The 24,276-nt window shown below is 41.5% G+C and carries 22 protein-coding genes and 1 pseudogene; 7 read left to right on the forward strand and 16 right to left on the reverse strand.

All coding sequences use genetic code 11. The features are described 5' to 3' along the window. Positions 1–164: 164 nt before the first annotated feature. From IT970_RS10560 to IT970_RS10570, 3 genes are all read left to right on the forward strand, one after another. Positions 165–968, forward strand: a complete 804-nt coding sequence (locus tag IT970_RS10560) for a cytochrome C assembly family protein (RefSeq protein ID WP_036967105.1) — start codon at positions 165–167, stop codon at positions 966–968. 61 nt (positions 969–1,029) lie between these two features. Next, positions 1,030–2,298, forward strand: coding sequence for an HlyC/CorC family transporter (locus IT970_RS10565; protein ID WP_141687232.1), 1,269 nt, complete (start codon positions 1,030–1,032; stop codon positions 2,296–2,298). A gap of 151 nt (positions 2,299–2,449) precedes the next feature. Next, the gene (locus IT970_RS10570) at positions 2,450–3,289 is read left to right on the forward strand and encodes a mechanosensitive ion channel family protein (RefSeq protein WP_036967099.1); all 840 of its coding nucleotides are present in this window, start codon (positions 2,450–2,452) and stop codon (positions 3,287–3,289) included. A gap of 131 nt (positions 3,290–3,420) precedes the next feature. Here IT970_RS10570 and IT970_RS10575 read toward each other — a convergent pair whose 3' ends face one another. Together IT970_RS10575 and gshA are read right to left on the reverse strand one after the other, a co-directional pair. Next, a complete protein-coding gene (locus IT970_RS10575; RefSeq protein ID WP_036967095.1) occupies positions 3,421–4,029 on the reverse strand; it encodes a transglycosylase SLT domain-containing protein in 609 nt (202 codons plus the stop codon). Between the two features lie 136 nt (positions 4,030–4,165). Then, positions 4,166–5,740 (reverse strand): glutamate--cysteine ligase, encoded by a 1,575-nt coding sequence (gene gshA / locus IT970_RS10580; RefSeq protein WP_196857310.1) that lies wholly within the window; start codon positions 5,738–5,740, stop codon positions 4,166–4,168. A 390-nt stretch (positions 5,741–6,130) separates the two neighbouring features. On the opposite strand from gshA, the gene IT970_RS10585 reads away from it, so the two are divergent. Further along, positions 6,131–7,678: a methyl-accepting chemotaxis protein gene (locus tag IT970_RS10585; RefSeq protein WP_196857311.1), complete on the forward strand. Its 1,548-nt coding sequence runs from the start codon at positions 6,131–6,133 to the stop codon at positions 7,676–7,678. Between the two features lie 85 nt (positions 7,679–7,763). Here the strand turns inward: IT970_RS10585 and clpB are convergent, their stop codons facing one another. From clpB to rluD, 3 genes are all read right to left on the reverse strand, one after another. Then, positions 7,764–10,340, reverse strand: coding sequence for an ATP-dependent chaperone ClpB (gene clpB, locus IT970_RS10590; RefSeq protein ID WP_065978558.1), 2,577 nt, complete (start codon positions 10,338–10,340; stop codon positions 7,764–7,766). 98 nt (positions 10,341–10,438) lie between these two features. Continuing rightward, on the reverse strand, positions 10,439–11,161 hold the full coding sequence (pgeF, locus tag IT970_RS10595; RefSeq protein WP_075593728.1) for a peptidoglycan editing factor PgeF: 723 nt from the start codon (positions 11,159–11,161) through the stop codon (positions 10,439–10,441). Between the two features lie 5 nt (positions 11,162–11,166). Further along, the gene (rluD, locus tag IT970_RS10600) at positions 11,167–12,144 is read right to left on the reverse strand and encodes a 23S rRNA pseudouridine(1911/1915/1917) synthase RluD (protein ID WP_036967080.1); all 978 of its coding nucleotides are present in this window, start codon (positions 12,142–12,144) and stop codon (positions 11,167–11,169) included. A 133-nt stretch (positions 12,145–12,277) separates the two neighbouring features. Between rluD and IT970_RS10605 the strand changes: the two genes are divergently transcribed. Next, positions 12,278–13,039, forward strand: coding sequence for an outer membrane protein assembly factor BamD (locus IT970_RS10605; RefSeq protein ID WP_065978560.1), 762 nt, complete (start codon positions 12,278–12,280; stop codon positions 13,037–13,039). A gap of 74 nt (positions 13,040–13,113) precedes the next feature. Here the strand turns inward: IT970_RS10605 and glnB are convergent, their stop codons facing one another. Then, the gene (gene glnB, locus IT970_RS10610; RefSeq protein WP_036967074.1) at positions 13,114–13,452 is read right to left on the reverse strand and encodes a nitrogen regulatory protein P-II; all 339 of its coding nucleotides are present in this window, start codon (positions 13,450–13,452) and stop codon (positions 13,114–13,116) included. 137 nt (positions 13,453–13,589) lie between these two features. Here glnB and IT970_RS10615 point away from each other — a divergent pair, with 137 nt between their 5' ends. Both IT970_RS10615 and IT970_RS10620 read left to right on the forward strand, forming a co-directional pair. After that, positions 13,590–14,135 carry a GspH/FimT family pseudopilin gene (locus IT970_RS10615; RefSeq protein ID WP_036969138.1) on the forward strand — a complete coding sequence of 182 codons (546 nt, stop codon included), beginning with the start codon at positions 13,590–13,592 and terminating at the stop codon, positions 14,133–14,135. Positions 14,136–14,206: 71 nt separating this feature from the next. Next, positions 14,207–14,740 carry a GspH/FimT family pseudopilin gene (locus tag IT970_RS10620; protein WP_036967071.1) on the forward strand — a complete coding sequence of 178 codons (534 nt, stop codon included), beginning with the start codon at positions 14,207–14,209 and terminating at the stop codon, positions 14,738–14,740. A 23-nt stretch (positions 14,741–14,763) separates the two neighbouring features. Here IT970_RS10620 and IT970_RS10625 read toward each other — a convergent pair whose 3' ends face one another. The 10 genes and pseudogenes from IT970_RS10625 to lspA form a co-directional block, all read right to left on the reverse strand. Beyond that, complete coding sequence (locus tag IT970_RS10625) at positions 14,764–15,186, reverse strand: type IV pilin protein (RefSeq protein WP_036967068.1); 423 nt, start codon at positions 15,184–15,186, stop codon at positions 14,764–14,766. After that, positions 15,170–18,435: pseudogene (locus IT970_RS10630) on the reverse strand (PilC/PilY family type IV pilus protein). The gene IT970_RS10625 and the pseudogene IT970_RS10630 overlap by 17 nt, the downstream one beginning before the upstream one ends. A gap of 18 nt (positions 18,436–18,453) precedes the next feature. Further along, the gene (locus IT970_RS10635) at positions 18,454–18,936 is read right to left on the reverse strand and encodes a pilus assembly PilX family protein (protein WP_196857312.1); all 483 of its coding nucleotides are present in this window, start codon (positions 18,934–18,936) and stop codon (positions 18,454–18,456) included. After that, entirely contained in the window at positions 18,924–19,913 is a 990-nt protein-coding gene (locus IT970_RS10640) for a PilW family protein (RefSeq protein ID WP_036967059.1), read from the reverse strand. The genes IT970_RS10635 and IT970_RS10640 overlap by 13 nt, the downstream gene beginning before the upstream one ends. A 1-nt stretch (position 19,914) precedes the next feature. After that, complete coding sequence (gene pilV / locus IT970_RS10645; protein WP_036967056.1) at positions 19,915–20,469, reverse strand: type IV pilus modification protein PilV; 555 nt, start codon at positions 20,467–20,469, stop codon at positions 19,915–19,917. A gap of 157 nt (positions 20,470–20,626) precedes the next feature. Further along, positions 20,627–21,337: a LytR/AlgR family response regulator transcription factor gene (locus IT970_RS10650; protein ID WP_036967053.1), complete on the reverse strand. Its 711-nt coding sequence runs from the start codon at positions 21,335–21,337 to the stop codon at positions 20,627–20,629. Continuing rightward, positions 21,334–22,362 carry a sensor histidine kinase gene (locus tag IT970_RS10655; RefSeq protein ID WP_036967049.1) on the reverse strand — a complete coding sequence of 343 codons (1,029 nt, stop codon included), beginning with the start codon at positions 22,360–22,362 and terminating at the stop codon, positions 21,334–21,336. The genes IT970_RS10650 and IT970_RS10655 overlap by 4 nt, the downstream gene beginning before the upstream one ends. Positions 22,363–22,400: 38 nt before the next feature. Beyond that, positions 22,401–23,330 (reverse strand): 4-hydroxy-3-methylbut-2-enyl diphosphate reductase, encoded by a 930-nt coding sequence (gene ispH, locus IT970_RS10660; RefSeq protein WP_196857313.1) that lies wholly within the window; start codon positions 23,328–23,330, stop codon positions 22,401–22,403. Further along, positions 23,330–23,770, reverse strand: coding sequence for an FKBP-type peptidyl-prolyl cis-trans isomerase (gene fkpB, locus IT970_RS10665; RefSeq protein ID WP_036967041.1), 441 nt, complete (start codon positions 23,768–23,770; stop codon positions 23,330–23,332). The genes ispH and fkpB overlap by 1 nt, the downstream gene beginning before the upstream one ends. Further along, on the reverse strand, positions 23,767–24,267 hold the full coding sequence (gene lspA / locus IT970_RS10670) for a signal peptidase II (RefSeq protein WP_036967038.1): 501 nt from the start codon (positions 24,265–24,267) through the stop codon (positions 23,767–23,769). The genes fkpB and lspA overlap by 4 nt, the downstream gene beginning before the upstream one ends. Between the last annotated feature and the right edge of the window lie 9 nt (positions 24,268–24,276).

Genomic DNA, 24,276 nt, shown 5'->3' on the forward strand with positions numbered 1-24,276 from the left:
ATTTCAATTCCTAGCAGTATACCGTAAATGGTGGTCGACAATACAGTGTTCAAGTGCGCTGTTTGAGTTTCTTTTTACAAACTCTATGCTTTTGCCTTGCTATAAAATACAATGGCATCAATGAGACAAGGATTTATTGATATAAATTAAGTGGCCAAAACACGATGATTATTAGTTTAACTATTATTGCTAGTTTGTTTTATGTGTTAGCAACGTCGCATGTGCTTTCACGCCTTTTTCACAAACAAGGCCCAAGCCAAAAGCTCACGGTGATTTTAAGCACCGTAGCAATCCTTGCACATATGTTATTACTGGTGAATTCTGTTTTTCGAGCAGACGGCCAAGATTTAAGCATTGTTAATGTGGCACTTTTAACCTGCTGGGTCATTGTGGTGTCTGTCACGGCGGTGTCGCTTAAGTTTCCTGCAACGTTGCTATTGCCTGTTGTTTATGGCTTTGCAGCTATTTTAACGCTTGCTAGCCTATTTATACCGCATCATGTGATTATTCATACCATTGATGTAGAACTAGGCTTAGTGACACATATCTCGCTATCTTTGCTAGCTTATTGCGTACTTATTATCGCGACTTTATACGCTATACAATTTTACTTTATTGATAAGCGCTTAAAGCGTAAAGATTTAGCCATTGTGCACAGCCATTTACCCCCGCTAATGGTGGTCGAGCGTCAGCTCTACCAACTATTAACTTTAGGCACTATTTTACTCACCTTCGCACTTCTGTCTGGTTTTATATTCTTAGACGGTATGTTTGCCAGTGAGTTTATCCATAAAACGGTTTTATCATTGATTGCGTGGCTTATTTTCACGGTTGTTACGCTTGGTCACTTACGCCAAGGTTGGCGAGGAAAACCCGTGGTATTTTCGATCATGATAGCTGCATTTATCCTATCACTTGCTTATTTTGGCAGCCGTTTCATTCAAGAAGTGATACTAAATAAGTTTTAACTTGACTCAGCAAGCTCTCTCTAGCTTAATATGCATTGGTTTATAAAAAAAGGATCCATCGTTGGACGACATATCGACTAGTACCCTGTTTATCGTATTGGGATTATTGATACTTATTTCTGCTTATTTTTCGGGTTCTGAAACCGGAATTATGTCAATTAACCGTATTCGTTTACGCCATCTTGCGAAAGAAAACCATCGCGCAGCGAAACGCGTCAGTAAACTCTTAAGTCGCCCAGACAGACTTATTGGTCTGATCTTGATTGGTAACAACCTAGTTAATATCGCTGCAGCACAGGTTGCGACGATTATTGGTATTCGCTTATACGGTGACGTTGGCTTGGCTATTGCGACAGGTGCTCTGACTTTAGTGGTGTTAATTTTTGCTGAAGTTACACCAAAAACGCTCGCGGCTCTTTACCCTGAAAAAGTCGCGTTTCCTAGCTCTATCGTGCTTAAAGGCTTGCTTAAAATACTCTTCCCGTTCGTTGTAATGGTAAACTGGCTGACCAATGGTATGTTACGTTTATTTGGTATTACGACCGCGCAAATCGAGGAGCACAGCTTAAGTAAAGAAGAATTAAAAACCGTGGTTAATGAATCGGGTGCCTTATTGCCTGCACGTCACCAAAGCATGCTGACGTCTATCTTAGATTTAGAGCAAGTGACCGTCGAAGACATCATGATCCCACGCAACGAAATTGTCGCCATTGATATTAATGACGATTGGAAACTAATCAGTCGCCAACTAACACATGCACAGCATACTCGCGTATTACTTTATCGCGATCAAATTGATGATGCGGTTGGTTTTATTCACTCACGTGATGCACTTCGTCTATTGACGAAAGAGCAGTTTGATAAACCATCATTACTGCGTGCGGTCCGCGAGATTTACTTTATCCCTGAAGGTACCTCGCTGAACACACAGCTTTTGAAATTCCAACAATCAAAAGAACGAATTGGTTTAGTGGTTGATGAATACGGTGATATTCAAGGCCTTGTAACTCTTGAAGACATTCTTGAAGAAGTGGTAGGTGATTTCACCACAACGCAAACACGTACTCCAAGTGAAGAAGTGACAACTCAAGATGATGGCACAGTGCTTGTTGATGGTGGTGCAAACATCCGTGATCTAAATAAAGAGATGGGGTGGGAATTACCTATCGATGGCCCTAAAACCTTGAGTGGCTTAATTGTTGAATACCTTGAAGATATCCCAGATTCGAATTTAAGCCTACGAATAGCAGGCTACCCAATAGAAGTATTGGAAGTGAAAGAGAATATGGTAAAACTGGTGAAAGTTATTCCCAGTAAACGAACTGAATAACAGATAAGGAGTAGCTTGCTACTCCTTTTTTTATAGCTTATTTCATAATTCTACCCCGAAGTTTCCTATTTCATACCTATAAACACACATTAAGCTGCTAATTCGTCTACTATGGCTTGCATATTTTAACGTCTCGTTACATGGAGCAAAAATGGACGAAATATCGATCGAAAAAGTATATAACCAAGCAATTGAGCTACTCATGACGTATGGACCAAAGTTTATTTTAGCGATTTTGGTGCTTGTTATTGGTTGGTGGCTAATTGGCAGAATTGCCAAGATGACCGAAAAATCAATGTATAAAGTAAAGTTTGAAGCAGGCCTGACACACTTTCTAGTGTCGTTTATTTCTGTCATTCTGAAGATACTATTACTTATTTCTGTCGCCTCAATGATTGGCATAGAAACCACCTCATTCATCGCAATGCTCGGTGCTGCAGGTTTAGCTGTGGGTATGGCATTGCAAGGCAGTCTGGCTAATTTTGCAGGTGGTGTGCTGATCTTATTCTTTAAACCTTTTAAAGTGGGCGATGTTATTGAAGCACAAGGTTACATGGGGAAAGTCGTTGAAATTCAGATTTTCGTCACTATTTTGCTTACCTACGATAATGAAAAAATAATCATCCCGAATGGGGCCCTGTCAAACGGCTGCGTGAAGAATAAGTTTGCGGAAGCCACTCGCCGTGTCGACATTGAATTTGGTATTAGCTATGGCGATGACGTTCATAAAGCCCGTGAAGTACTTCTGAATGTCCTTAATGACTACGAATTAGTGCTTAAAGACCAAGAAGCGAAGAAACCTGTTGTGCATGTTAGTCAACATGGTGACAGCCACATTGGTATGCTCGTTTGGGCATGGGTTGATTCTGATAACTATTGGCCTGTGTATTTTGGCCTCTATGAAAAAGTGAAAATTGCTTTCGATGCAGCAGATATCACTATCCCATTCCCGCAGCGCGATGTGCATATTCACCAATTTCCTGGCAAGTAATCACATGCACAAGTGTACCTAACAGTAACAGAGTGGGTACTCTTTAATGTTATAGTGCAATTTAATGTTATAGTGCAATTGAATGCAATAAAAAAGCCCGTAGTTACGGGCTTTTTTATCTTTGTACCTGTTTAACCAAATAAGCGCTCAAACCAGTTTTTATCAAGCTCATCTTCACACTGTTTAAGCTGAGCACCATACCGGCTCGCACGGTGTTTTACTTTATTAGCTACACTCATTAACCACTTTTTGCTTTTGTAGGTACCGCGCTTATACCCGCCCCACCCTTCGTGGTAATTTAGGTATTGTGCGTAAGCATCCCACTTTGATACACCATTCACTTTATGTGTTTTATAAACAAACCAAGCCATAAAATCGATGGCATCATCAAAGTCATCTCTGTCAGCGCCACTGTTGCCGGTTTCACGAATATAGTCTGACCACGTAGGTGTTTTTGCTTGCGAGTAACCATAGGCAGAGCTTGCTCGGCCGATAGGAATGATCCATAAAAAGTATTCCATCGGTGGAGCGGCATCATGACGGAATGAACTTTCTTGATACATCATGCTCATCAGCACATGTTTTGGCGAGCCCCACTTTTCTTGTGCATCACGTGCATCATAATACCAATCAGGTTTTTCTTCGAAAATCTTACAAATATCATGCGGTTGCTCTGGTGGAGCCGTGGCACAACCCGCCATAGAAGCGACCAGCGATAAAATAATTAAATTTTTTTTCATTTTTTTTAATATCTCGCTGAACTTTTTCTTATTGAGTCAGTCTGACTTTATGAATGCAGCAGTATAGCATTGTTTCATCCCTGAAGAATCTTTGACGCAGCCAACCTAGGCTGCGTTTTTTTATGCCTAAAAGCCGCTAAGCTTTAGCAAAGTAATCATTTAAAAAGGCCGTAAAAGATAGCGTATCTGCTGCTTTTACTTCACGCTCTTTTGCAATCGAATTGACGGCTTGTTCCCTTAAAAAAGCCGGATCGTAATACTGATAATCCGCGGCTAAATGATTTTCTTTATATTGCTGTGCAAGTGCTAAAGCAAACTGGCCGTTATCTTGGTTTTCTTTTGCAAGTGTTGCAACATAACGCCCTGAAAACGTTTTACTTGACTCAGTTACCCAGCTCGACAGCTCATGAATTGTTTCGCTGTAGTAACTTACGCCATACGCACTGTCCATATAACGCGCAACAGGGATTAGACTCTCAAAAATAGTCGATGCCCAATCAACCAAGCTAACTGCTTCACCTTGTTTTGTTAATTGTAATTCAGGGTTACGCCCTTCATTAACTACCGCATCAAGGTTCTGTGTGCTTAACTGTTGCTCTTGCCAATCCATTGTTGGAGATTCGCTTAAAAGACAATACGTTAAAAAGACATCGAGGAAACGGATTTGCTGTAAATCGATCCCTGTTTCACTGAATGGATTTACATCAAGTGCACGCACTTCTATGTACTCAATGCCCCCTCGTAATAGGGCATCTGTCGGTGTTTCGCCTGATGTAGCATTACGTTTTGGTCGAATTGGCGAGTAAAACTCATTTTCTATCTGTAAGATATTTTTATTAAGCTGCTTTGGTTCAGCACGGGTATAGTCGTCAATATGACCGTAAATATCAGAAGGCGTATGAATGGCAGCTTTCAAACCTGCTACGTATTCCTCAAGCGAGTTATACATCACTCGCAACGATGATTGAGCGCTGTTTGTGTAACCTAAATTACCTAATCGCAGTGCGGTGCCAACCTCAAGGTACAATGTGCCTTTGCCCAACTTTTTAAATGGCAGATCAGTTTCTCGCCCTTGTAAAAATGAGCTACATAATGCAGGTGACGCACCAAATAAGTAACTTATTAACCAAAGCTCACGCTTAAAGTTTCGAATAAGCCCCAGATAACCATCTGAAATAAAGGTGCTAAGTGGTTGCTCACTGGCACTCAACGCGTGCAAGCTCTGCCATAACTCATCAGGAAAAGAGATATTAAAATGCACACCAGCAATAGCTTGCATCATGCTGCCATACCGATTCTTTAACCCTTCTCGGTACAACGTTTTCATGCGCCCTATGTTTGAGTCACCAAACTGAGCCAGCACAATGTCATCTTGATTATCAATAAAGCATGGCATGCTGATAGGCCATAGCAGCTCATCATCCATCTGTGACAAGGTAAACTTTTGCAAATCTTTAAGCTGCGCTAATGTTTGCTCAGCCGATGTGCTAACAGGCGTAATGAATTCTAATAAAGACTCAGAAAAATCAGTGGTGATATGGTCATTGGTTAAAGCGCTTCCCACTCCTTGTGGATGACCCTGTTTTGAGATAACACCATTTGGTTTAATCCTTAATGCTTCTCGCTCGATGCCACGTTTAATCCCATTTATTGCGTGTGGAAAATGTGCTTTTAACGCTTCTAGCGTTTTATTTAAATTATGTTTTATCAAAAATGCTTCCTCGAGCCGCGTGGCTTTAATCCTAAGTGTATGGGGGCAAAAAATAAATACTCAAGAGTAAATAGTTGTTTGATTTTATGCTCCGTCACTCATAGCTCATCTTGCCATTGTGAATACTATTATACAATTGGTTTGAGGGCACTTCATTGATGCTAAATTGCTTCATCACCCCCATCAGGAAGACCGATTATTTTTGACATTCATTTCATGCAATACAAAAGGGTTAGTTTAAGCATAATTTATCAGACAAGTTATTGTTTTAGATCAAGGGATGAATAAAATTTCTAAAACTTTAGCAGTAATCAGCTTGTCCCCTCTTCCCTTACATTTTTCTGAGATTATAATCCGCACACCGTAACAAAGTATATTTCAAGGACTCATATGCGTCGTGGGCAAGAAATCATTAATCAAGAAGTGACATACTCTGAACAACAGGAGCTTGTCTCGACAACCGATTTACGTGGGGTAATTACCTACGTAAACACAGAATTTTGTAACATAGCGGGCTATACCGAAGATGAGCTATTAGGTAAAAACCATAACATAGTGCGCCACCCTGATATGCCTAAAGCCGCATTTAAAGAAATGTGGGAAAAGCTTAAACAAGGCCACTCTTGGCGAGGCATGGTAAAAAACCGCTGTAAAGATGGACGTTATTATTGGGTTGATGCCTTTGTCACACCCATTTACGAACATGGACAATTAGTCGGCTATCAATCAGTGCGTACAAAACCCTCTGAACACTTGAAAACACGCGCTACGGCTTTGTATCAAAAGATTAATGATGGCAAATCAATCGCCTCGTTTCGCGAAAATGTGTCACTAAGACAAATAGTGTCTTTGATTATTATTCTTGCGGGGGTTATTGCACTTGGTTTAACCACATCGTTGATGGCTGTATTAGCGACACTTGCCATTATTTTACTGCTTGCTGCGCTTAATTATGATGAGTTAATAGTGACTCCTTCAGCACTTAAATCACAGCGTGCAGAGTTTGATTCTGTGTCACGCTATGTGTATTGCGGTGCACACCCATTTAGTATTGCGCAATATAACCAGCAGATGCTATTTGCAAAATTACGAACAGTGCTGGGTCGCGTTAAAGACTCGACCTACTCCTTTAAGAATATCGCTACAAACTTAGATACGCAGTCATCGCTTACTGAGCAGGGTATAGCGGCACAAGGTCAGCGTTTAGGTGATATTGCGACTGCAATGACACAAATGAGCGCAACCATTGGTGAAATATCAGCAAATACGCACCATACAGCTGAAAAAGTAAATGATACATACCAAAGCTGTACAGATATCAAACTGCATATTGAAGACAATAGCGCGATGGTATCAGACCTTGCTAACCAAGTTGAACAAGCAGCAACAACCGCTAATTCATTAGCCAGTGAAGCCGATAAAATCGGCCAAGTGATGACTGAAATTGAAGGTATAGCTGAGCAAACAAACTTACTTGCCTTAAACGCCGCAATTGAAGCTGCCCGTGCAGGTGATCATGGTCGAGGTTTTGCTGTCGTTGCCGATGAAGTGCGTGCACTTTCTTCACGAACACAGAATGCCACTGCGCAAATTCATAGTTCAATTAAAGAAATTCAAGATACATTATTTAGTTGGTCTAAAGTAATGCAGTCAACTAAACAACAAGCTGATAGTTGTGTTGAAACAACCACACATACTCAAGCTGAGCTTGCGAGTATATTCGCACAGATAAATGAAATTTCTGGTTTGGCGACCGAAATCTCTACCGCAGCCGAAGAGCAACAAGTTGTCAGTGCAGATATACGTGAAAACGTTGAAAGTATTAAAGGACACAGCGAAGAGAACTTAAAGCTCAGCTATAACGTAGCTAAAGATGCCGCAGGACTCGTTGAGGGGTCGCGCAAAGTAAACGATATGCTATTAACGTTTAAAGTTTAGTGTTTCTTAAATAAGCGATTTATTTAAATTGTTTAATCAAACACAAAAGCCGCATCATTTGATGCGGCTTCTTTATTTGCCGATATTAACGGGTTGAAAAAACCAACCCGTTTTCATCTGCATCAATATGGATAATAGCGCCAGGTAGGTATTCACCTCCAAGCAAGCGCTGCGCTAGCGGGTTTTCTATGGTGTGTTGAATTGCACGTTTTAACGGTCGTGCACCATAGACAGGATCAAAACCACTTTGTGCTATACGGTCAAGGGCAGCATCAGTTACCTCAAGAAGATAGCCTTTTTCGGTTAAGCGTTCACGCAGTTTACCTAACTGAATATCGGCAATTTCTTTAATATGATCATTCGCAAGTGGATGGAATACCACCGTTTCATCAATCCGGTTTATAAACTCGGGTCTAAATTGGCTTACCAACACTCCCATCACTTTCTCTTTTAGCGTTGCATAGTCGTTCGAACCAGCTTGCTCTTGGATGATGTCTGATCCTAAGTTTGAGGTCATAATGATCACCGTATTTTTAAAATCAACGGTACGACCTTGTCCATCAGTTAAACGGCCATCATCAAGCACTTGTAAAAGTATATTGAACACGTCGGGGTGCGCTTTTTCTACTTCATCAAGTAAAATAACAGAGTATGGACGACGACGAACAGCTTCTGTTAAATAGCCACCTTCTTCATATCCAACGTAACCCGGCGGTGCTCCCACTAAGCGTGCTACTGAGTGTTTCTCCATAAACTCAGACATATCAATGCGCACCATGGCATCTTCAGTGTCAAACATAAAACTTGCAAGCGCTTTAGTAAGCTCTGTTTTACCTACCCCTGTTGGGCCTAAGAATAAAAAAGAACCTATTGGGCGATTTGGATCAGCAAGCCCTGCACGTGACCGACGAATCGCATTCGCTACAGCAACCACGGCTTCATCTTGGCCAATGACTTTGTGATGAAGTTGATCTTCCATTTGCAGTAGTTTTTCTCGCTCGCCTTGCAGCATTTTAGAGACGGGTATACCTGTCCAGCGCGATAAAATTTCTGCAATTTCATCTTCACCAACTTGGTTTTTAAGTAAGCTCATTTCTTGCATTTCTGCTTGCGATGCAAGATCTAACTTGCGTTCAAGTTCAGGAATACGGCCATACTGTAATTCAGACATCCGTTGTAAATCACTTGCTCGGCGCGCGACTTCTAAGTCTAAACGAGCTTGTTCAAGCTCCGCTTTAATCACTTGTGTGCCTTGCAAAGAAGCTTTTTCGGCATTCCATACTTCATCAAGCTCACGATACTGCACTTCAAGTTCAGCTATTAGCTCTTGCATTTCAGTACGACGCTTTTGACTTGCTTCATCTTTTTCTTTGGCAAGTGCATTATCTTCGAGTTTTAACTGAATAATACGACGCTCAAGTTTATCAAGTGACTCTGGTTTAGAGTCAATTTGTAAACGAATTGACGAGCCCGCTTCATCAATCAAATCAATCGCTTTATCGGGTAACTGACGATCGCTAATGTAACGGTGCGATAGCTGCGCCGCTGCAACAATTGCCGGATCGGTAATATCAACAGAGTGATGTAGCTCGTAACGCTCTTTTAAACCACGAAGAATCGCGATGGTGTCTTCTACCGATGGCTCTGCTACGAATACCTTTTGAAAGCGACGTTCAAGTGCTGCATCTTTTTCAATGTATTGGCGATACTCGTCAAGCGTTGTGGCTCCCACACAGTGAAGCTCACCACGTGCAAGAGCGGGTTTTAACATGTTTCCTGCATCCATCGCACCATCCGTTTTACCTGCACCAACCATGGTATGAATTTCATCAATAAAGAGGATTACTTGGCCCTCTTCTTTGGCTAATTCATTTAAAACTGATTTTAAACGCTCTTCAAACTCACCACGGTACTTAGCACCCGCAACTAATGCCCCTAAATCAAGCGACAACACGCGTTTGCTCTTGAGCCCTTCGGGTACCTCACCATTAATAATACGTTGTGCTAAGCCTTCAGCAATGGCTGTTTTACCCACGCCTGGCTCACCAATTAACACGGGGTTGTTCTTCGTACGACGTTGTAAAACCTGAATGGTACGGCGTATTTCGTCATCGCGGCCAATCACAGGATCAAGCTTACCTTGCTCGGCACGCTCAGTAAGGTCGATGGTGAATTTTTTTAATGCCTGACGGGTTTCTTCCGCATTCGGGTCATCCACTTTTTGACCGCCACGAATAGCCTCTATGGCCGCTTCAATTTTTGTTGAAGTAATATTGAGCGCTTTAAATATATCTCCTAGCGGGCCTTTATCATCGCACGCAGCAAGTACAAAAAGTTCACTCGATATATATTTATCTTTACGCTTTTGAGCATATTTATCACATAAGTTAATTAACGAAACCATATTATTCGATAGCTGTACGTCGCCACCAACGCCTTCTACTTTAAAAAGCTTTTCGATTTCTTGTGATAATTTTGTATTTAACTCGTCTGCACTCACGCCAGCTTGCGCAAGGAGTGCACGAACACTAGAGCCACTTTGCTGAAGTAATGAATACATTAAGTGCACGGGTTCAATAAATTGATGATCGCGCCCAAGTGCTAATGACTGCGCATCTGAAAGCGCAGATTGAAATTTACTTGTAAATCTATCTAAACGCATGAAGGTTTACCTATTAAAAAAACTAATTGCTTAATTAATGGGTATGATATGTAGTTTGTTCAAGTAAGAGATGAAAATTTAATCACTAAAAAGTGCGATTATTTGCGCCAGATCAAGCTTGCCATTCGCCCTGTTTGACCATCTCGTCGATACGAAAAAAATAATGATGGCTGTGAGTAGGTGCAATACTCTGCGCCATAAATACCCACAACACCAAGCTGACTGAGTTGCTGCTTGGCAAGTAAATAAATATCCGCTAAGTATTTTTCACCTTGGGCAGTAAACGCATGCTGATGAATCTGGTTTTGATCGCAAAAACAATCTTTAACATCCTGCCCGACTTCAAACTGCAAAGCCCCGATAGCAGGACCAAACCAGGCAATGATGTCAGCAGGCTCAGCCTTAAACTTACTCAGTGTGTTGGCAAGAATTCCCTTCGCTAATCCGCGCCACCCACCATGAACCGCAGCAACTTCATCCCCTGACGTTGAACACAATAGCACGGGTAAACAATCGGCCGTCATGATGGCAAGCGGTTGCTGCTTTAGGCGAGTATAAAGTGCATCTGCGCTACTTACTGAATGAATATCAACGCGTTCATCAACCACCACCACATCCGCACTATGTACTTGATTTAACCACACAGCAGGGCTTGGCAATTGCCTCGTTAAAGCAGTGCGATTTGTCTGCACAGCTTGCTCATCATCACCAACATGAAACCCTACATTAAAGCTATTAAACGGCGCCTTAGATACCCCGTTTTCACGAGTTGTACTGAGGGCTCCAATAGTGTCAGGGGCAGTCCATGTTGGCGTAATCATAGTGTTTAATACTCAATATTTGGATTGGCTTTCGTATCAGCTCGCAATGCTTCTGTCATAGCGGCCATATCGTCTGGAATAGGTGCCTGCCATGTCATTAACTCACCTGTAATAGGGTGCGCAATTGACAATTTAACCGCATGCAATGCCTGACGTTTAAAGTCTCTCAGCATTTGAAATAGCTCTGGCGTTGCGCCTTTCGGTGGACGTGGGCGCCCGCCATATAACTGATCACCAACCAGTGGATGGTTTAAATACGCCATGTGCACACGAATTTGGTGAGTACGGCCAGTTTCTAGGCGTAAACGTAAGCGTGTGTGTGCACGAAACTTTTCAGCAACACGGTAATGAGTCACCGCAGGTTTGCCCATTTCATGAACAGCCATGTGAGTACGTTTTGTTGCATGGCGGCCAATTGGCTTTTCAATCATACCGCCTGCCGTCATAGTGCCATTACAAATTGCTTCATATTCACGTGTGAAGTTTTCACGCTTTTGCAGTGCAGACACTAAGTGCGTTTGCGCAGGAATTGTTTTTGCTACCACCATTAAACCTGTGGTGTCTTTATCAAGACGGTGCACGATACCTGCACGCGGCACGTTAATTATATCGGGGTAATGATGAAGCAAGGCATTCAATACTGTACCGTCTGGATTACCAGCCCCTGGGTGTACCACTAATCCCATCGGTTTATTGATTACTAATATATCATCGTCTTCATAAACGATGTTTAATTTGATATTTTGTGCCTCGTACTCGCGCGGTGCTTCAATGGTTGTTTCAACACTGACCAGTTCACCACCGAGTAATTTTTCACGCGGGGTGTTTAATATTTCACCATTCACGGTGATTTTATCATCCAAAATCCACGTTTTTATACGTGAACGAGAATAATCAGGGAACAATTGCGCCAATACTTGGTCTAGACGTTTACCGCCAAGGTCAATTGGAACCTCGGCTTGGAGAGAAATTTGCTCTGACATTAGTAACTTTACCCAATTTACCAGTGCAAGCTTTGCTCGACTGGGTTAGAATCGCTTTAATTAGCATTGTATGTATAGTTTACTCGGTTTTCCTCACTTGGCCTAGCCGAAGACATCGAAGGTAATAAATAAAATGATAAATAAAATAGGGAAACGTGCGTTCGCCATTGTTTTTTCAGTTTCATTACTTGGCCTAGGAGCCTGTTCATCTGCTCCTGATCAAGAAGATATTCAACGCGTTCCGAATAAATCTGCACAAGCTTTATATGAAGATGCGAAACAAACGTTAGATTCGGGCCTTTATGCACGAGCTATTGAGTTATTAAGCGCTATTGATTCACGCTATCCATTTGGTCCACTATCAAAACAAGTACAAATGGATCTCGTGTATGCACATTATCAAGCAGGCAATACTGAACAAGCTCTCGCAACAATTGACCGTTTCATTCGTTTAAACCCAAATCACAAAGATTTAGATTACATGTACTACATGCGTGGCTTGGTTAATATCAAAGCAGACAAAAACGCATTCCAAGAATACTTTGGTGTAGACCGTGCGGATAGAGATGCAAATCGCACTCGGGTTGCATTTACCGATTTATCAACCTTACTGAAACGTTTCCCAAATAGCGTTTATGCGCCAGAAGCGAAAAAACGTTTAGTATGGTTACTTAACAAAATGGCGCGTTATGAACTAAAAGTAGCAGAGTACTATTACGAGCGTGAAGCTTATCTTGCCGCTGCAAACCGAGGTAAATATGTCGTTGAACACTACTCGCAAAGCAGTTATCTAGATCAAGCATTAGAGATCATGGAGAAAAGCTACGAGAAGCTAGGTTTACCTGGGCTAAGTGCGCATGCTAAAGAAACGCGCGAAGCAAATAAGCGTAAATAACCTAAGCGCTGAATAAGCATTAAAAAGGCGCCAAATTTGGCGCCTTTTTTACAGTGTGTGTGACTGCTATTTCGTTAAATTGCGTCTTCATCTTCTTCTGCGGTACGAATACGCACAACACGCTCAACATCTGTGACAAATATTTTACCATCACCAATTTTGCCCGTTTGTGACGTTTTAACAATCACATCAATGGCTCTATCTACGTCTTCATCACTTAGTACAATATCTAGTTTTACCTTGGGTAAAAAATCAACCATGTATTCAGCACCGCGATAAAGTTCTGTGTGCCCCTTTTGACGGCCAAAACCTTTAACTTCACTAACCGTCATCCCGGTGATGCCTACCTCTGATAATGCTTCTCGAACATCATCAAGCTTGAATGGTTTAATAATTGCTTCGATTTTTTTCATTTTAAGGCTACTTATTATTTCTTGATTGCCTCGATTTTAGACAATACGGCTCTCTATAGCAAACAAAGCTATGAAATACGGTGATAAAATCAACAATCATGATATTATTAAATAAAGTATTAAAAGTAGAGACAACAATGAAATCATTACAAAAGGGCTTTACACTCCTCGAACTGATGGTCACCATTGCAATCGTGGGCATTGTGGCTGCCATAGCACTGTGGGATAGCTCTGATTTGCTAGAAAATGACCGCGCCGAAAGCTACTTACAAGAATTAAAGCGCAGTATTAGCTTTGCACGGGCAAAAGCCACCAGTAGCGATGCAATTGTTGTAGTCTGTAGTGGAGCAACAGCTAATATTGAGAGTAATACAGAAATGAATTGCTCTAATGATTGGGACCAAGGCACGGTCTTTGTATTTTTTGATTCAGATCAGAATGGCAGTTATAACCCTGCTAATGGCGATACCACTTTGAGAGTCCTCCAAGAAATCCCTAAAACGAGTAAACTGAGTTTCAGTGGCAATAACGCACTTATCTTTGATACTAGCGGTATGATCACCTCTGATCCAGGTACCTTTACTTTTTGTCCTTCTGGCGCAAATGATAACAACAAAGCATTGCAGGTATTTAAATCTGGCACTGCTTTATACCTAGGTGATACAACAAATACCTGTGATTAAGCCCCATAATTTGACACCATTTTAGGTCCAGCTATAGTTAATTAAACTGTCACAATTTGGAGTCTTCACGGATGGAGACCTTAAACACGTTGCACCATAGAAATGGTGCAACACTCATTGAAAGCTTAGTGGTGCTATCAATAGTCGCAATACTTATGAATATTGCGCTGTTTGAATATAAGCCTTATCTAGCTAAAAGTCGCCTAGAAAACCGCACTCACTTAGTTAAACGCGCATTAAGCGTAAGCCGCCATAACGCAAAAACCCACAGCACATACGTTACTTTTTGTGGGCTACAAGAAAATCAATGCAATCGAGAGCATTGGCACAAAGCACTCACCGTATTTGTCGACAGGGGCGATATTGGAGTGCTTGATGAAGGTGATACTATTATTTGGGAACTTGAAGCAGTCGATAAACTTGATATGCTAACTTACCCCCGCCATTCAATCACATTTCGTTCAGATGGCATGCCTGTGGGATTTAATAATGGCACCTTTGTGTACTGCCCTGAATACAAAATAGCAAGCCTTAAAGGGCTTGCTATTTCAATAAGCTCTATTGGGCGTACTCGGCTAAAAGACACCAACAAATGCCAATCCTGATATTTCAATTATTCAATGAGGGATTACTTACCCCAGCAGGTGCTCGCACTCGCAGAGCCCGTTGAGGTTTTTAATCCTGTATCTGAAATAGTTAATGTTGCACATTCACCATCTTGCAAAACGGGTCCTGCTGCAGGTGTGGCAGTAAACGCGAATGTACCGGCACTGTTATCGACAACAACTGAAATTTTATAAAAATTATTCTCAGTTGTAGCACTGACCCCTAAGTTAGCCAAAGTTGTTGTATACTGCCTGTTATCGACAAAGAACTGCTCTTGCTTATTGGCAGCATCAAGTAATGCAGTAATGGCTTCTGTTCTGGCAGTGCGTTTAACATGCTCAAAGTAACTTGGTAACGCAATACTGGCTATAATGCCTAAAATTGCCACGGTAATCATCAGTTCGATTAAGGTAAACCCTTTTACTTTATTAGTTACTCTTGTCATTTACTTCTCGCTTATAAATATAGGTTTGCTGTGTTTTAAAACCAAAACCAATCGGAGTTGCATCATTAACCAGTTGTATTTTTCCATCTTTAACCGTTAAACCCGGACCTTGTATTTCTTTCACTTTAAAGGGGTTTTGCTCGCCTTTAAGACCTGGTCCTATGGTTAAGAACTGACTCATCTCTTTGACTTTTTCGTCTGTATCCTTAATCTCATCTGGGTTATCAGCATCCGGGCTTCCATCACAAAAACCATTGTTATTACTATCAACACAGCTATCACCAACACCGAAATAAAGCTGAGGTGTATCAGGTACATCATTTGAGGTCGTAAATTTTAGACTATCATACACTTTTGTACCGTAGTGTAAGTGGAACGCATATAATCCCCCTGAGCCTCCCGTTAATGAACACTGATTCGCTGTTTCTGTTGAAGAAGCGGGTGCGTAACTGGTGAAATAAGCGACTCCTCCAATAACCGTACTTGCTGCCAGTGATTTTTCACCAGCCATTGGAAGGGTATAATACCAACCATGGTATTGACCTAATTCAACTTCTAAATCGGTAAATTTATCTACACTATCAAGTGCATTACCAAACGGGTCAGCATCCATATTCATTAAATTAGCCTGGGTGATCGCCGCTGGAATCTCATCGCTTTGGAATGAGCGCGTCACTGTATTGATATCGCGGATCATAAACAATTGATCACTCGTTGTGGTGCCCGTTGGTTTAGAGCGATTCCCACTACCTAGTAATACTGCATCAAAGGGGGTATCAATACGTGTTTTAACCGACTTACCATTTACGTCTGTGCTTCAGAGACCTTACTAAACATTGTTCTCGCAACCATCGGTTTATAAAAGAAACGACGATCTTGAGATGCAAGTGCACTGCCTAAACTCGCAAGTTTAAAGTGTGTCCAAGGACTTTCTGTGCTCGTTGGGCTATTTGAAGGCATATCAATACGCCATACATCACCGCCTGTGTCGGATGCATATAATCGATCAGTGTAACCGTCATAATCAGAATCCAAAACACTAATATCAGAAGCAATACTGTGTTTACCTGCAAAGCCATTTTCACTCGACGTTAAAGCCCACACTTTTTTGCCGCTCTGTGCATCAACAATATAAATACCGCGCCCTTTTGTGTCTTCAGTACGCAGAACATTGTCTTTATTGGTGTCGTACCCTGCACCAAAAACAAGCAGTGGTCGATTTTCATACCCTTTTAAGTTAATGTATGTCACCGTAGGTTTAGACCATGATTGCGCAAGTTCTTTAAAGTCTCCCGTTCCACCAATAATCGGTCCCCCCCACATGAGTCGAGGTGAATCTGGGTTTGTAATATCCAGTCCATAATAATTATTGCCGCCACGTCTTAAGCCAAAAAACGCCCAAACACGATCAGTGCCATTTACAACTCCATCACCATTTTTATCATCAAAGAACACAGAAATAGGTCCATCAACACCATAGACCTTTGATTTTTCTTGATTCTCTCGTAATGGTTTAATAATTTTGTATAAGCTACTGGGTATAAAAGCCCAGCTTTCTTTTAATACATCATTTTTATCTTGAAAAAAGTGTAGGTAACCTGCATTGGTGCCAATTAAAATGCGCACATCATCATTACCGTAATCAATTGTCACAGGTTTTGAGTGCAGAGGATCACCAAAAATATCTTGTCGTTGATCACTGGTACTGCCATCACCGTCTTCATCATCCACATCTATTCCTCGGCTCCACTTAATCGTTTTATCTAACTCGGTCGATAAGAGCCCAAGAGTCAACGAATTGACACTTGTTGCTGTAGTTAAATTAAACTTTAACGCTGCCGCTAAGTCGCCACCTAGTGCCGAGGAAACTGCAGATTTAGTAAAATCAACTAATCCAGCGCTCCCGGCATCGGTATAAATGGTCCGCGATGAAAGGTTAGAGAGCATCAAATTAGCCCCACCTTGTTCTACGCTATTCCCATCTGCACTTTCATTTACAGGCAACCAAAACGTTTTTGCCTCATCGTCAATCAGGCCATCTTCATTAAGTGCTGGTTTACCGTTTAAATCAACAATTTCATCACCCGATACTTTTAACTTTTTGAGGTTTCCTCGCCAACGAGCGCCTTCTTTAGGAAAAAACATCGCGTAATAAATACCATCACGACTACGTGTTTGGTCTACATTATTACTGGCAATGGACGGTGATGTGAAAGTATCATTCACTTTTCTTATAGCCGAAACAGCCTGATTCAACGCTTTTACCAACTCTTCAGGAGTGCCTGCCACTAAATGTTTGCCTCCACCGTAGGTTTCTGAGGCTGCTTTCAATAAATTTTGGCCCTCAGCACTCATACCAGAGCCAAAACCAATGGTGTAAAGACGCCCTGTTTCATGAATATCAGGTGTGGCAGGATATAAATCTACTTTTATATCTTTTGTACCATGTATCACCTTGGCTAATTGGTGAAGATAATTATTGTAAATATAATCATTTCTCCCCAAAGCATTACCAAATAATGAGTTGTGTTGATTACTAATATCTGTATCACTGTCATTGTCATTATCTGTAGAGGGGTCTCCATCAGTCATGTAAATGATATTAACGGAGTTATCACATCGTTTGGCTTCTGCGACGCTATCAGCAAAGGGAGAGATATATGAATAAGTAAAATTATCTATCCAGACATCTTTACAACGATATCCTGACCAAGTCCATCTACACTCCTGCTTTTTTATCGGATTATTTATTGCTGATTCAATGCTAGTGTCTCTACCATTTACATTTTGTGCGTATAACAAGTCTTTGCCTGTTATATATAAGTAAGCTTCCCAGAGTGTTTCAGCCAGTGGCGTGCCTCCGTTGGCAGGTAAGTTCGAAATAGAATTTTTAATTTCAGATGCAGGGCTACCAATCCCTTTTAATACATAACCACCACTTACTTCTCTGTAACGCATTAACCCAAAGTCAATATCCGGATTTGTATCAATTAATTGATTCATTGCATTTTTTGCTGCAGCCAAACGGCTATCACTACAGACAATCCAGCCATTACGATCTTGCCCACAATCATCACCTGTTGTAGAGGAAAATGCCATACTTCCAGAGGTGTCAAAAATAAGTAAAACACGCGGTTTTTCATTTTTGCTAACATTGTAGTTAACGTATAGCTCAATGTCTTCAGCATACACTGCAGTAACCATACAGGTTACAAAACCAGTCAGTATACTGCGCACTAACGTTTTCATTTTCATCATGAGTCTCCGTTAACGGCCTGAATTACGGCCTACCATCTCTTGAGCAACACCCGTTGTGATTGTGAGTGTGTGATTACTTTTAGAGCCATAGGTAATTGACGTATCTATTTGCAACATGTTGCATGACACACCCGCTGTAAAATTAAACTTGCGTGGACAAGGAATATCACTCGGGCCGTTATTTAAATTAACCATCGAACTTGATGCATCGCCAATATTCCCAAAATCATGAACTCCGCCAGGTATTGCTGATGCTCTTTTAAAAAAGGCACTATTTGCCCCTGCAGCAGCTTGGTTGGCTATTACGCGCTGTACCGTGCCAATTAACTCATTTTCTGCAGCTTCACGTTCTTGTGCTGCATTGGTGATTTTAATGTCAATACTACTGCTACTCATGAGAGTAACTGCAATGCCTGTAACCGCGACAACCATAATAAGAGCAACAATTAACACAACGCCTTGTTGTCTTTTTGCTAACGTTATATACGCCATAAATTAGCTCCCACATTATTTAAGCGAATAGTCGTGGTAAACAATGCTCGACGGTAATTATCAGTAAAAGTTAGCTCTCTACTACTTTGATCTTCACCCAAGGTATACGTTTGATTTTGAATATTTAAATCGCCATCTGGGGTAAGCGCTCTGACTAATAGGAAAACTTGCACAGTTAAGATGCCATGACGGTTTTCCCAATCAGTATTCGTCATTTGGTTAATACTTTTATACGTATCAACACGACTATTATTGGTTGTATCGAGACCAAATACAAAATGCATGTCCTCAACACCTTCCATTATCGTTTCTGTAACCATGCCTGAGCCTGGTTTTAAACGTCTGCGCATTAAAACGGGCACAGTGACAGGTTGGTCATTTATTGTGTAATTTTGCTCTGAGATATAATAAACGTGATGACGATAACGCCACACAGTCGCGTTAACATTAAGTGAGGCACCATCAATTGGCCCTTGTACAAACTGAGCTCTTTCTTGTTCGGCAACAAAGTAATAACTGCCAGCACCTGTATCATCAGGTCGAATTTGCAAACCTTCAAGAAACTTTAACTGCAGAACATCTGTATTTTTTTTAGCGTTTTTTATGCAGCCTAATGCATCACCAGTCGCGGTTAACACTGCATACACCGAGCGAAAGTTACTCGTAGCTGTTTTAACCGGGAAACTGCCATTGTTAAGCCCCTGAGAACAATCGGGAGTAGGATTAGCGGTTGACTCTGTATTTGCTGGCGAAAACGAGTCTTCATAAAACGTTCCCCAAAAGCCTATTTGCTCAATATCACGTTGCATAATATTAATCGCTAATCGGCCTGTTTCTTGTAACTCACCAATTGTCATGGTGTCACGCGTGGTCACTTTCATACTAATATAGGTGAACATAACGCCACCTAAAACAAGTCCGCCTATAAATAGCGCAACCATCATTTCAACTAACGTAAATCCTGCATGCTTTCTCATATCAAGACCTTAAGTAAATATAGCTTTCAAGTACAATTAAACGACGCTTATCATTGGCTGCACCGCATTCAATTGCCGACGTACCTGCATTTGCTTTAATTGCTTGTCGACCTTGCCAACTGATCACCACGTTAATATTAAATTCACTTGCATTACCCGCTGCGACAGGCGTGCTCTTGATACACACCGTTGCATCATCTAGCGCCCCGGTATTTTCACGCGCTTGGATAGCCCGCACCCATTGCTGTTTATCAAGGGCTGCAAGTTGCTGAGCATTACACGCTGCGTTGTAGCATTGTAAATTGGTATTTAACGCAGTGTCACTTGTGAAAGTGCCATTATAGAGGGCTGCAAATCCTGTGGAATCGTTTGCTCGCATCCGTTGAATAATATCGTTCCCTAACGCCACCGCTGCAGCACGCTGCATTGAATCAAAACTAGCTTGCTTAGCTTTTGCCTGCAGCGCTACAGCGCCTAACAACCCAAAGCTTAAAATCACAAAAGCAATAAGTACTTCAACTAAGGTAAAGCCTTGAACATGTGAATGCCGTGTCATATTAAAATCAGCTCATAGATTTCCATACAATAAGCATAAAAGGACAATAATAAATAGCAATGAGGGTTTAGATGAACGGTCAAATTAATTGATAAGCGGTCCGTACATACCGACTAAAAAGCATCGAAAATTGGCACCGTAAAACTGTGTGATAAAACTATTCACCCATCGCTTGTTTTACGGTTTTAAGTGCTCGGCGGCTAATGGTGAGAGGTTCATCATAATGTCGCACTCTTAAATGATGACCACTTGACACAGAGCAATGAAGGCTCTGTATATGCAGCTTATTAACCAAGGTATTACGATGAATACGCAATAATTGTTGTGAGTACGTACTTTCAAGCTGTTTCAAGCTATGCTCGATAATAGCTTCACCGCCAACAAAAATGAGTCGCGTATATTTTTGCTCTGCAACACAGCACACCACATCGTCGATATTGACTCGGCGCATAGCACCCGCTAACTGATAAGTGATATGTGAATGAACAGGCCTATTAACTTGTGTACGATTTAGTTTGCTAAGTTGCAGTAAGGTTTTTGTAAGTGCTTGCTCGGTTACAGGTTTTACTAAATAGCCATCTACCGCTAACTCAAATGCTTCTAGAGCATGTTCAGAATGGGCCGTTAAAAACACCACAGCCGGAGGTATAGCAAGCAGCTTTAATGCCTTTGCGACCTCTAAGCCGCTTAATTTTGGCATATTAATATCTAATAACACGATATCTGGTTGCAACTCTTTACACAGCTTTACCGCCTGCTCACCATTGTCTGCATCGCCAACAACATGGTAGTTAGGATGCATGGTTAATAAACGCCTAACACGTGCCCGAGCGAGCGGTTCATCGTCAACAATCAAAACATTGCTCATGTAATTTCCTGCCTTGGAATAACGAGTTTAGCTCTAAACTCACTATCGCGATGTGTGGTGGTTAGCTTGGCGCGATAGTGATAAAACAGCGCCAACCTTTGGCGAATGTTTTCAAGTGCCATGCCATTGCCAGCGCGGCGCTGCTCTGCATTTTCAACCACAGGATTAATAATAATAAACGTATAGCTTTTATCGGTTATATGCATCTCTATGGTAATTTTTGTGCCCTCAGAAGCCGGTTCAAGGCCATAATACACCGCGTTCTCAATAATAGGCTGTATCGTTAGACACGGAATTTCAACGTCTGGGACGCACGCTGGCATCTGCCAATTAACCGTTAATCGCTCGCCATAACGCCAACGCTCAAGTGCAATATATTGCTCACATAATATCAGCTCGTCTTGCAAAGAAATCGCTTTACCGCTTTTCATTGCAGCTTGTGATAACGCAGCTAAAGCCAAAATAGCTTGCTCGGCGGCTTCGGCATCATAATGCGTTAGCTCGGCAGCTGTGTTCAAGCTATTGAATAAAAAGTGTGGACGAATACGTGCTTGTAACGCATCTAACTCAGCATGCGCTAATGCTTTGGTTTGTAGCTCTTTTTGGTTTTGTATAACAACAAATTGACTAAATAATGCCGCCACTAAAAAGATTATGAGTACATTACTCGCGATAAAATAGCCTGCTGATTCAATATAATAAATATCTGCAAAGAGAGATAATACAGCCACACTGTAAAAACACGTTGATAGCAATAATGAAATAGTCAGGATAAGTAGTTGGAAATTATTAGAACAGCGTGCCAAGTATTTTCTAAAAATATACAGTGCGGCAACACTTGTCAGAAAGATTAAGTGCAAAAAGAAACTGAAAATGGCAAGACGAAGCCATACATCGCCTTCGGTTGCAGGGGCAAACGCTAGTAAAATAGCAATAACTTGACTTACCACGAGTGTAGCAAGCACACCTCGGGATTGAAAAAGAGCCGCAATCAACAAGCCGTTTTGATTTGGCTGTGTGCTCATGGGCTCTCCTAGTATCTGTTGTTAACTACTCGTTTAGATTAGCGTAGCTCAACAGGAACGGCAAATACTATATTCCCTTCTTCGCCAGGGTTTTCAACAACTTGGTTTCCACCCAATTCTTTTAGACGAGTAATTACTTGCTGCACTAACACTTCTGGTGCAGATGCGCCCGCAGTAACCCCTACGGCATTGACGTTGTTAAACCAATCAGCTTCAACGTTACTTGCATCATCAATTAAATACGCTTTAGTGCCCATTTTATCTGCAAGTTCACGTAAACGATTTGAGTTTGAGCTATTCTTAGCTCCCACAACCAGTAACACATCAACTTTATCTGCTAAGTCACGCACCGCATCTTGACGGTTTTGTGTCGCATAACATATATCATCTTTACGCGGACCATCAATTGCAGGAAACTTTGTACGTAAAGCATCAATAACATCGGCAGTGTCATCAACCGACAAGGTTGTTTGACTGCAATAAAATAAATTGTCAGGATTTTTAACCGTCAGATTTGCAACATCTTCCGGTGTTTCTACTAAGTAGATCCCCCCTGCTTCGTTATTATATTGCCCCATGGTGCCTTCTACTTCAGGGTGACCATGATGACCTATTAAAATGCACTCGATGCCTTTACGGCTCGCGCGCGTTACTTCCATATGTACTTTGGTAACTAGCGGACAGGTTGCATCGAAAACTTTTAATTCACGACGCTTAGCCTCACTGCGTACCGCTTGAGATACACCGTGAGCACTAAAAATAACAATGCTGTCATCAGGAACTTGATCAAGTTCTTCAACGAATACAGCACCGCGGTTTTTAAGACCGTCTACTACATAGCGGTTATGCACCACTTCGTGTCGCACATAAATAGGCTTTTCAAAGATATCTAGTGCTCGCTCAACGATACTGATTGCGCGGTCAACACCTGCACAAAAACCACGTGGGTTAGCTAATAAAATATCCATTACCCTGTTACCTCTAAAATATCGACTTCAAAGGTTAAACGCTGGCCAGCAAGTGGATGATTGAAATCAATCGTTACAGACTCACCTTGTACCTCACGGACAAGTCCTGGTAATTCAGTGCCATCAGGTTGAGTGAAGGCAATAATGTTCCCCACCTCAGCTGGAGTGTCAGCGCCAAACTTACTGCGGTCTACATAGTAAATATTATCTGGGTTTGGTTGCCCAAAGGCATCTTCAGGTTCAAGTTCAAATGACTTACTCTCGCCTGCGGCTAGGCCTAACAAACACTTTTCAAAGTTGGCGGTTAGACTACCATCGCCCATTCTTAATTTTGCCGGCTTATTGTGCACCTTCGTCGAATCAGCTGCTGAGCCATCTTCTAATTTAATTGAGAAATGGAAGATCACTTCAGACTTTTCACCAATTACTGCTTGGCTCATGCTTTTTGCTCCTTAGGACTTTCGCCTGTAAAGGCATCATATAAAAGTAATGCTGCACCGATACAAATTGCACTGTCGGCAATATTGAATGCTGGGAAGTGCCAATTTTCATAATACACATGCAAAAAGTCTATGACATAACCATAAACAATACGATCGTATAAATTACCAATCGCACCCGCGAGTACAAGTGCATACGCAGAGCACAACACCTTATTGCTGGCAGGTAAACGTTTTAACCACCATGTTAAAAGCACACTAATAACCACAGCAATTAAGCTTAAAAACCAGCGTTGCCAACCACCAGCATCACTTAAAAAGCTGAAGGCAGCACCATAGTTATGCACATAGGTAAAATTAAAGAATGGCAAAATTTCAATAGATTCTTTGTAGGTCATAGTATTTACAACAAGTGTTTTTGTCGCATGGTCTACTACTAAAAGTAGTAGACTCAGCCATAACCATACTAAGCCACTTTTTCCGGCTAGTTTGCTCACAAACAACTC

The sequence above is a fragment of the Pseudoalteromonas sp. A41-2 genome (assembly GCF_015767615.1).
GTDB lineage: Bacteria > Pseudomonadota > Gammaproteobacteria > Enterobacterales > Alteromonadaceae > Pseudoalteromonas > Pseudoalteromonas lipolytica.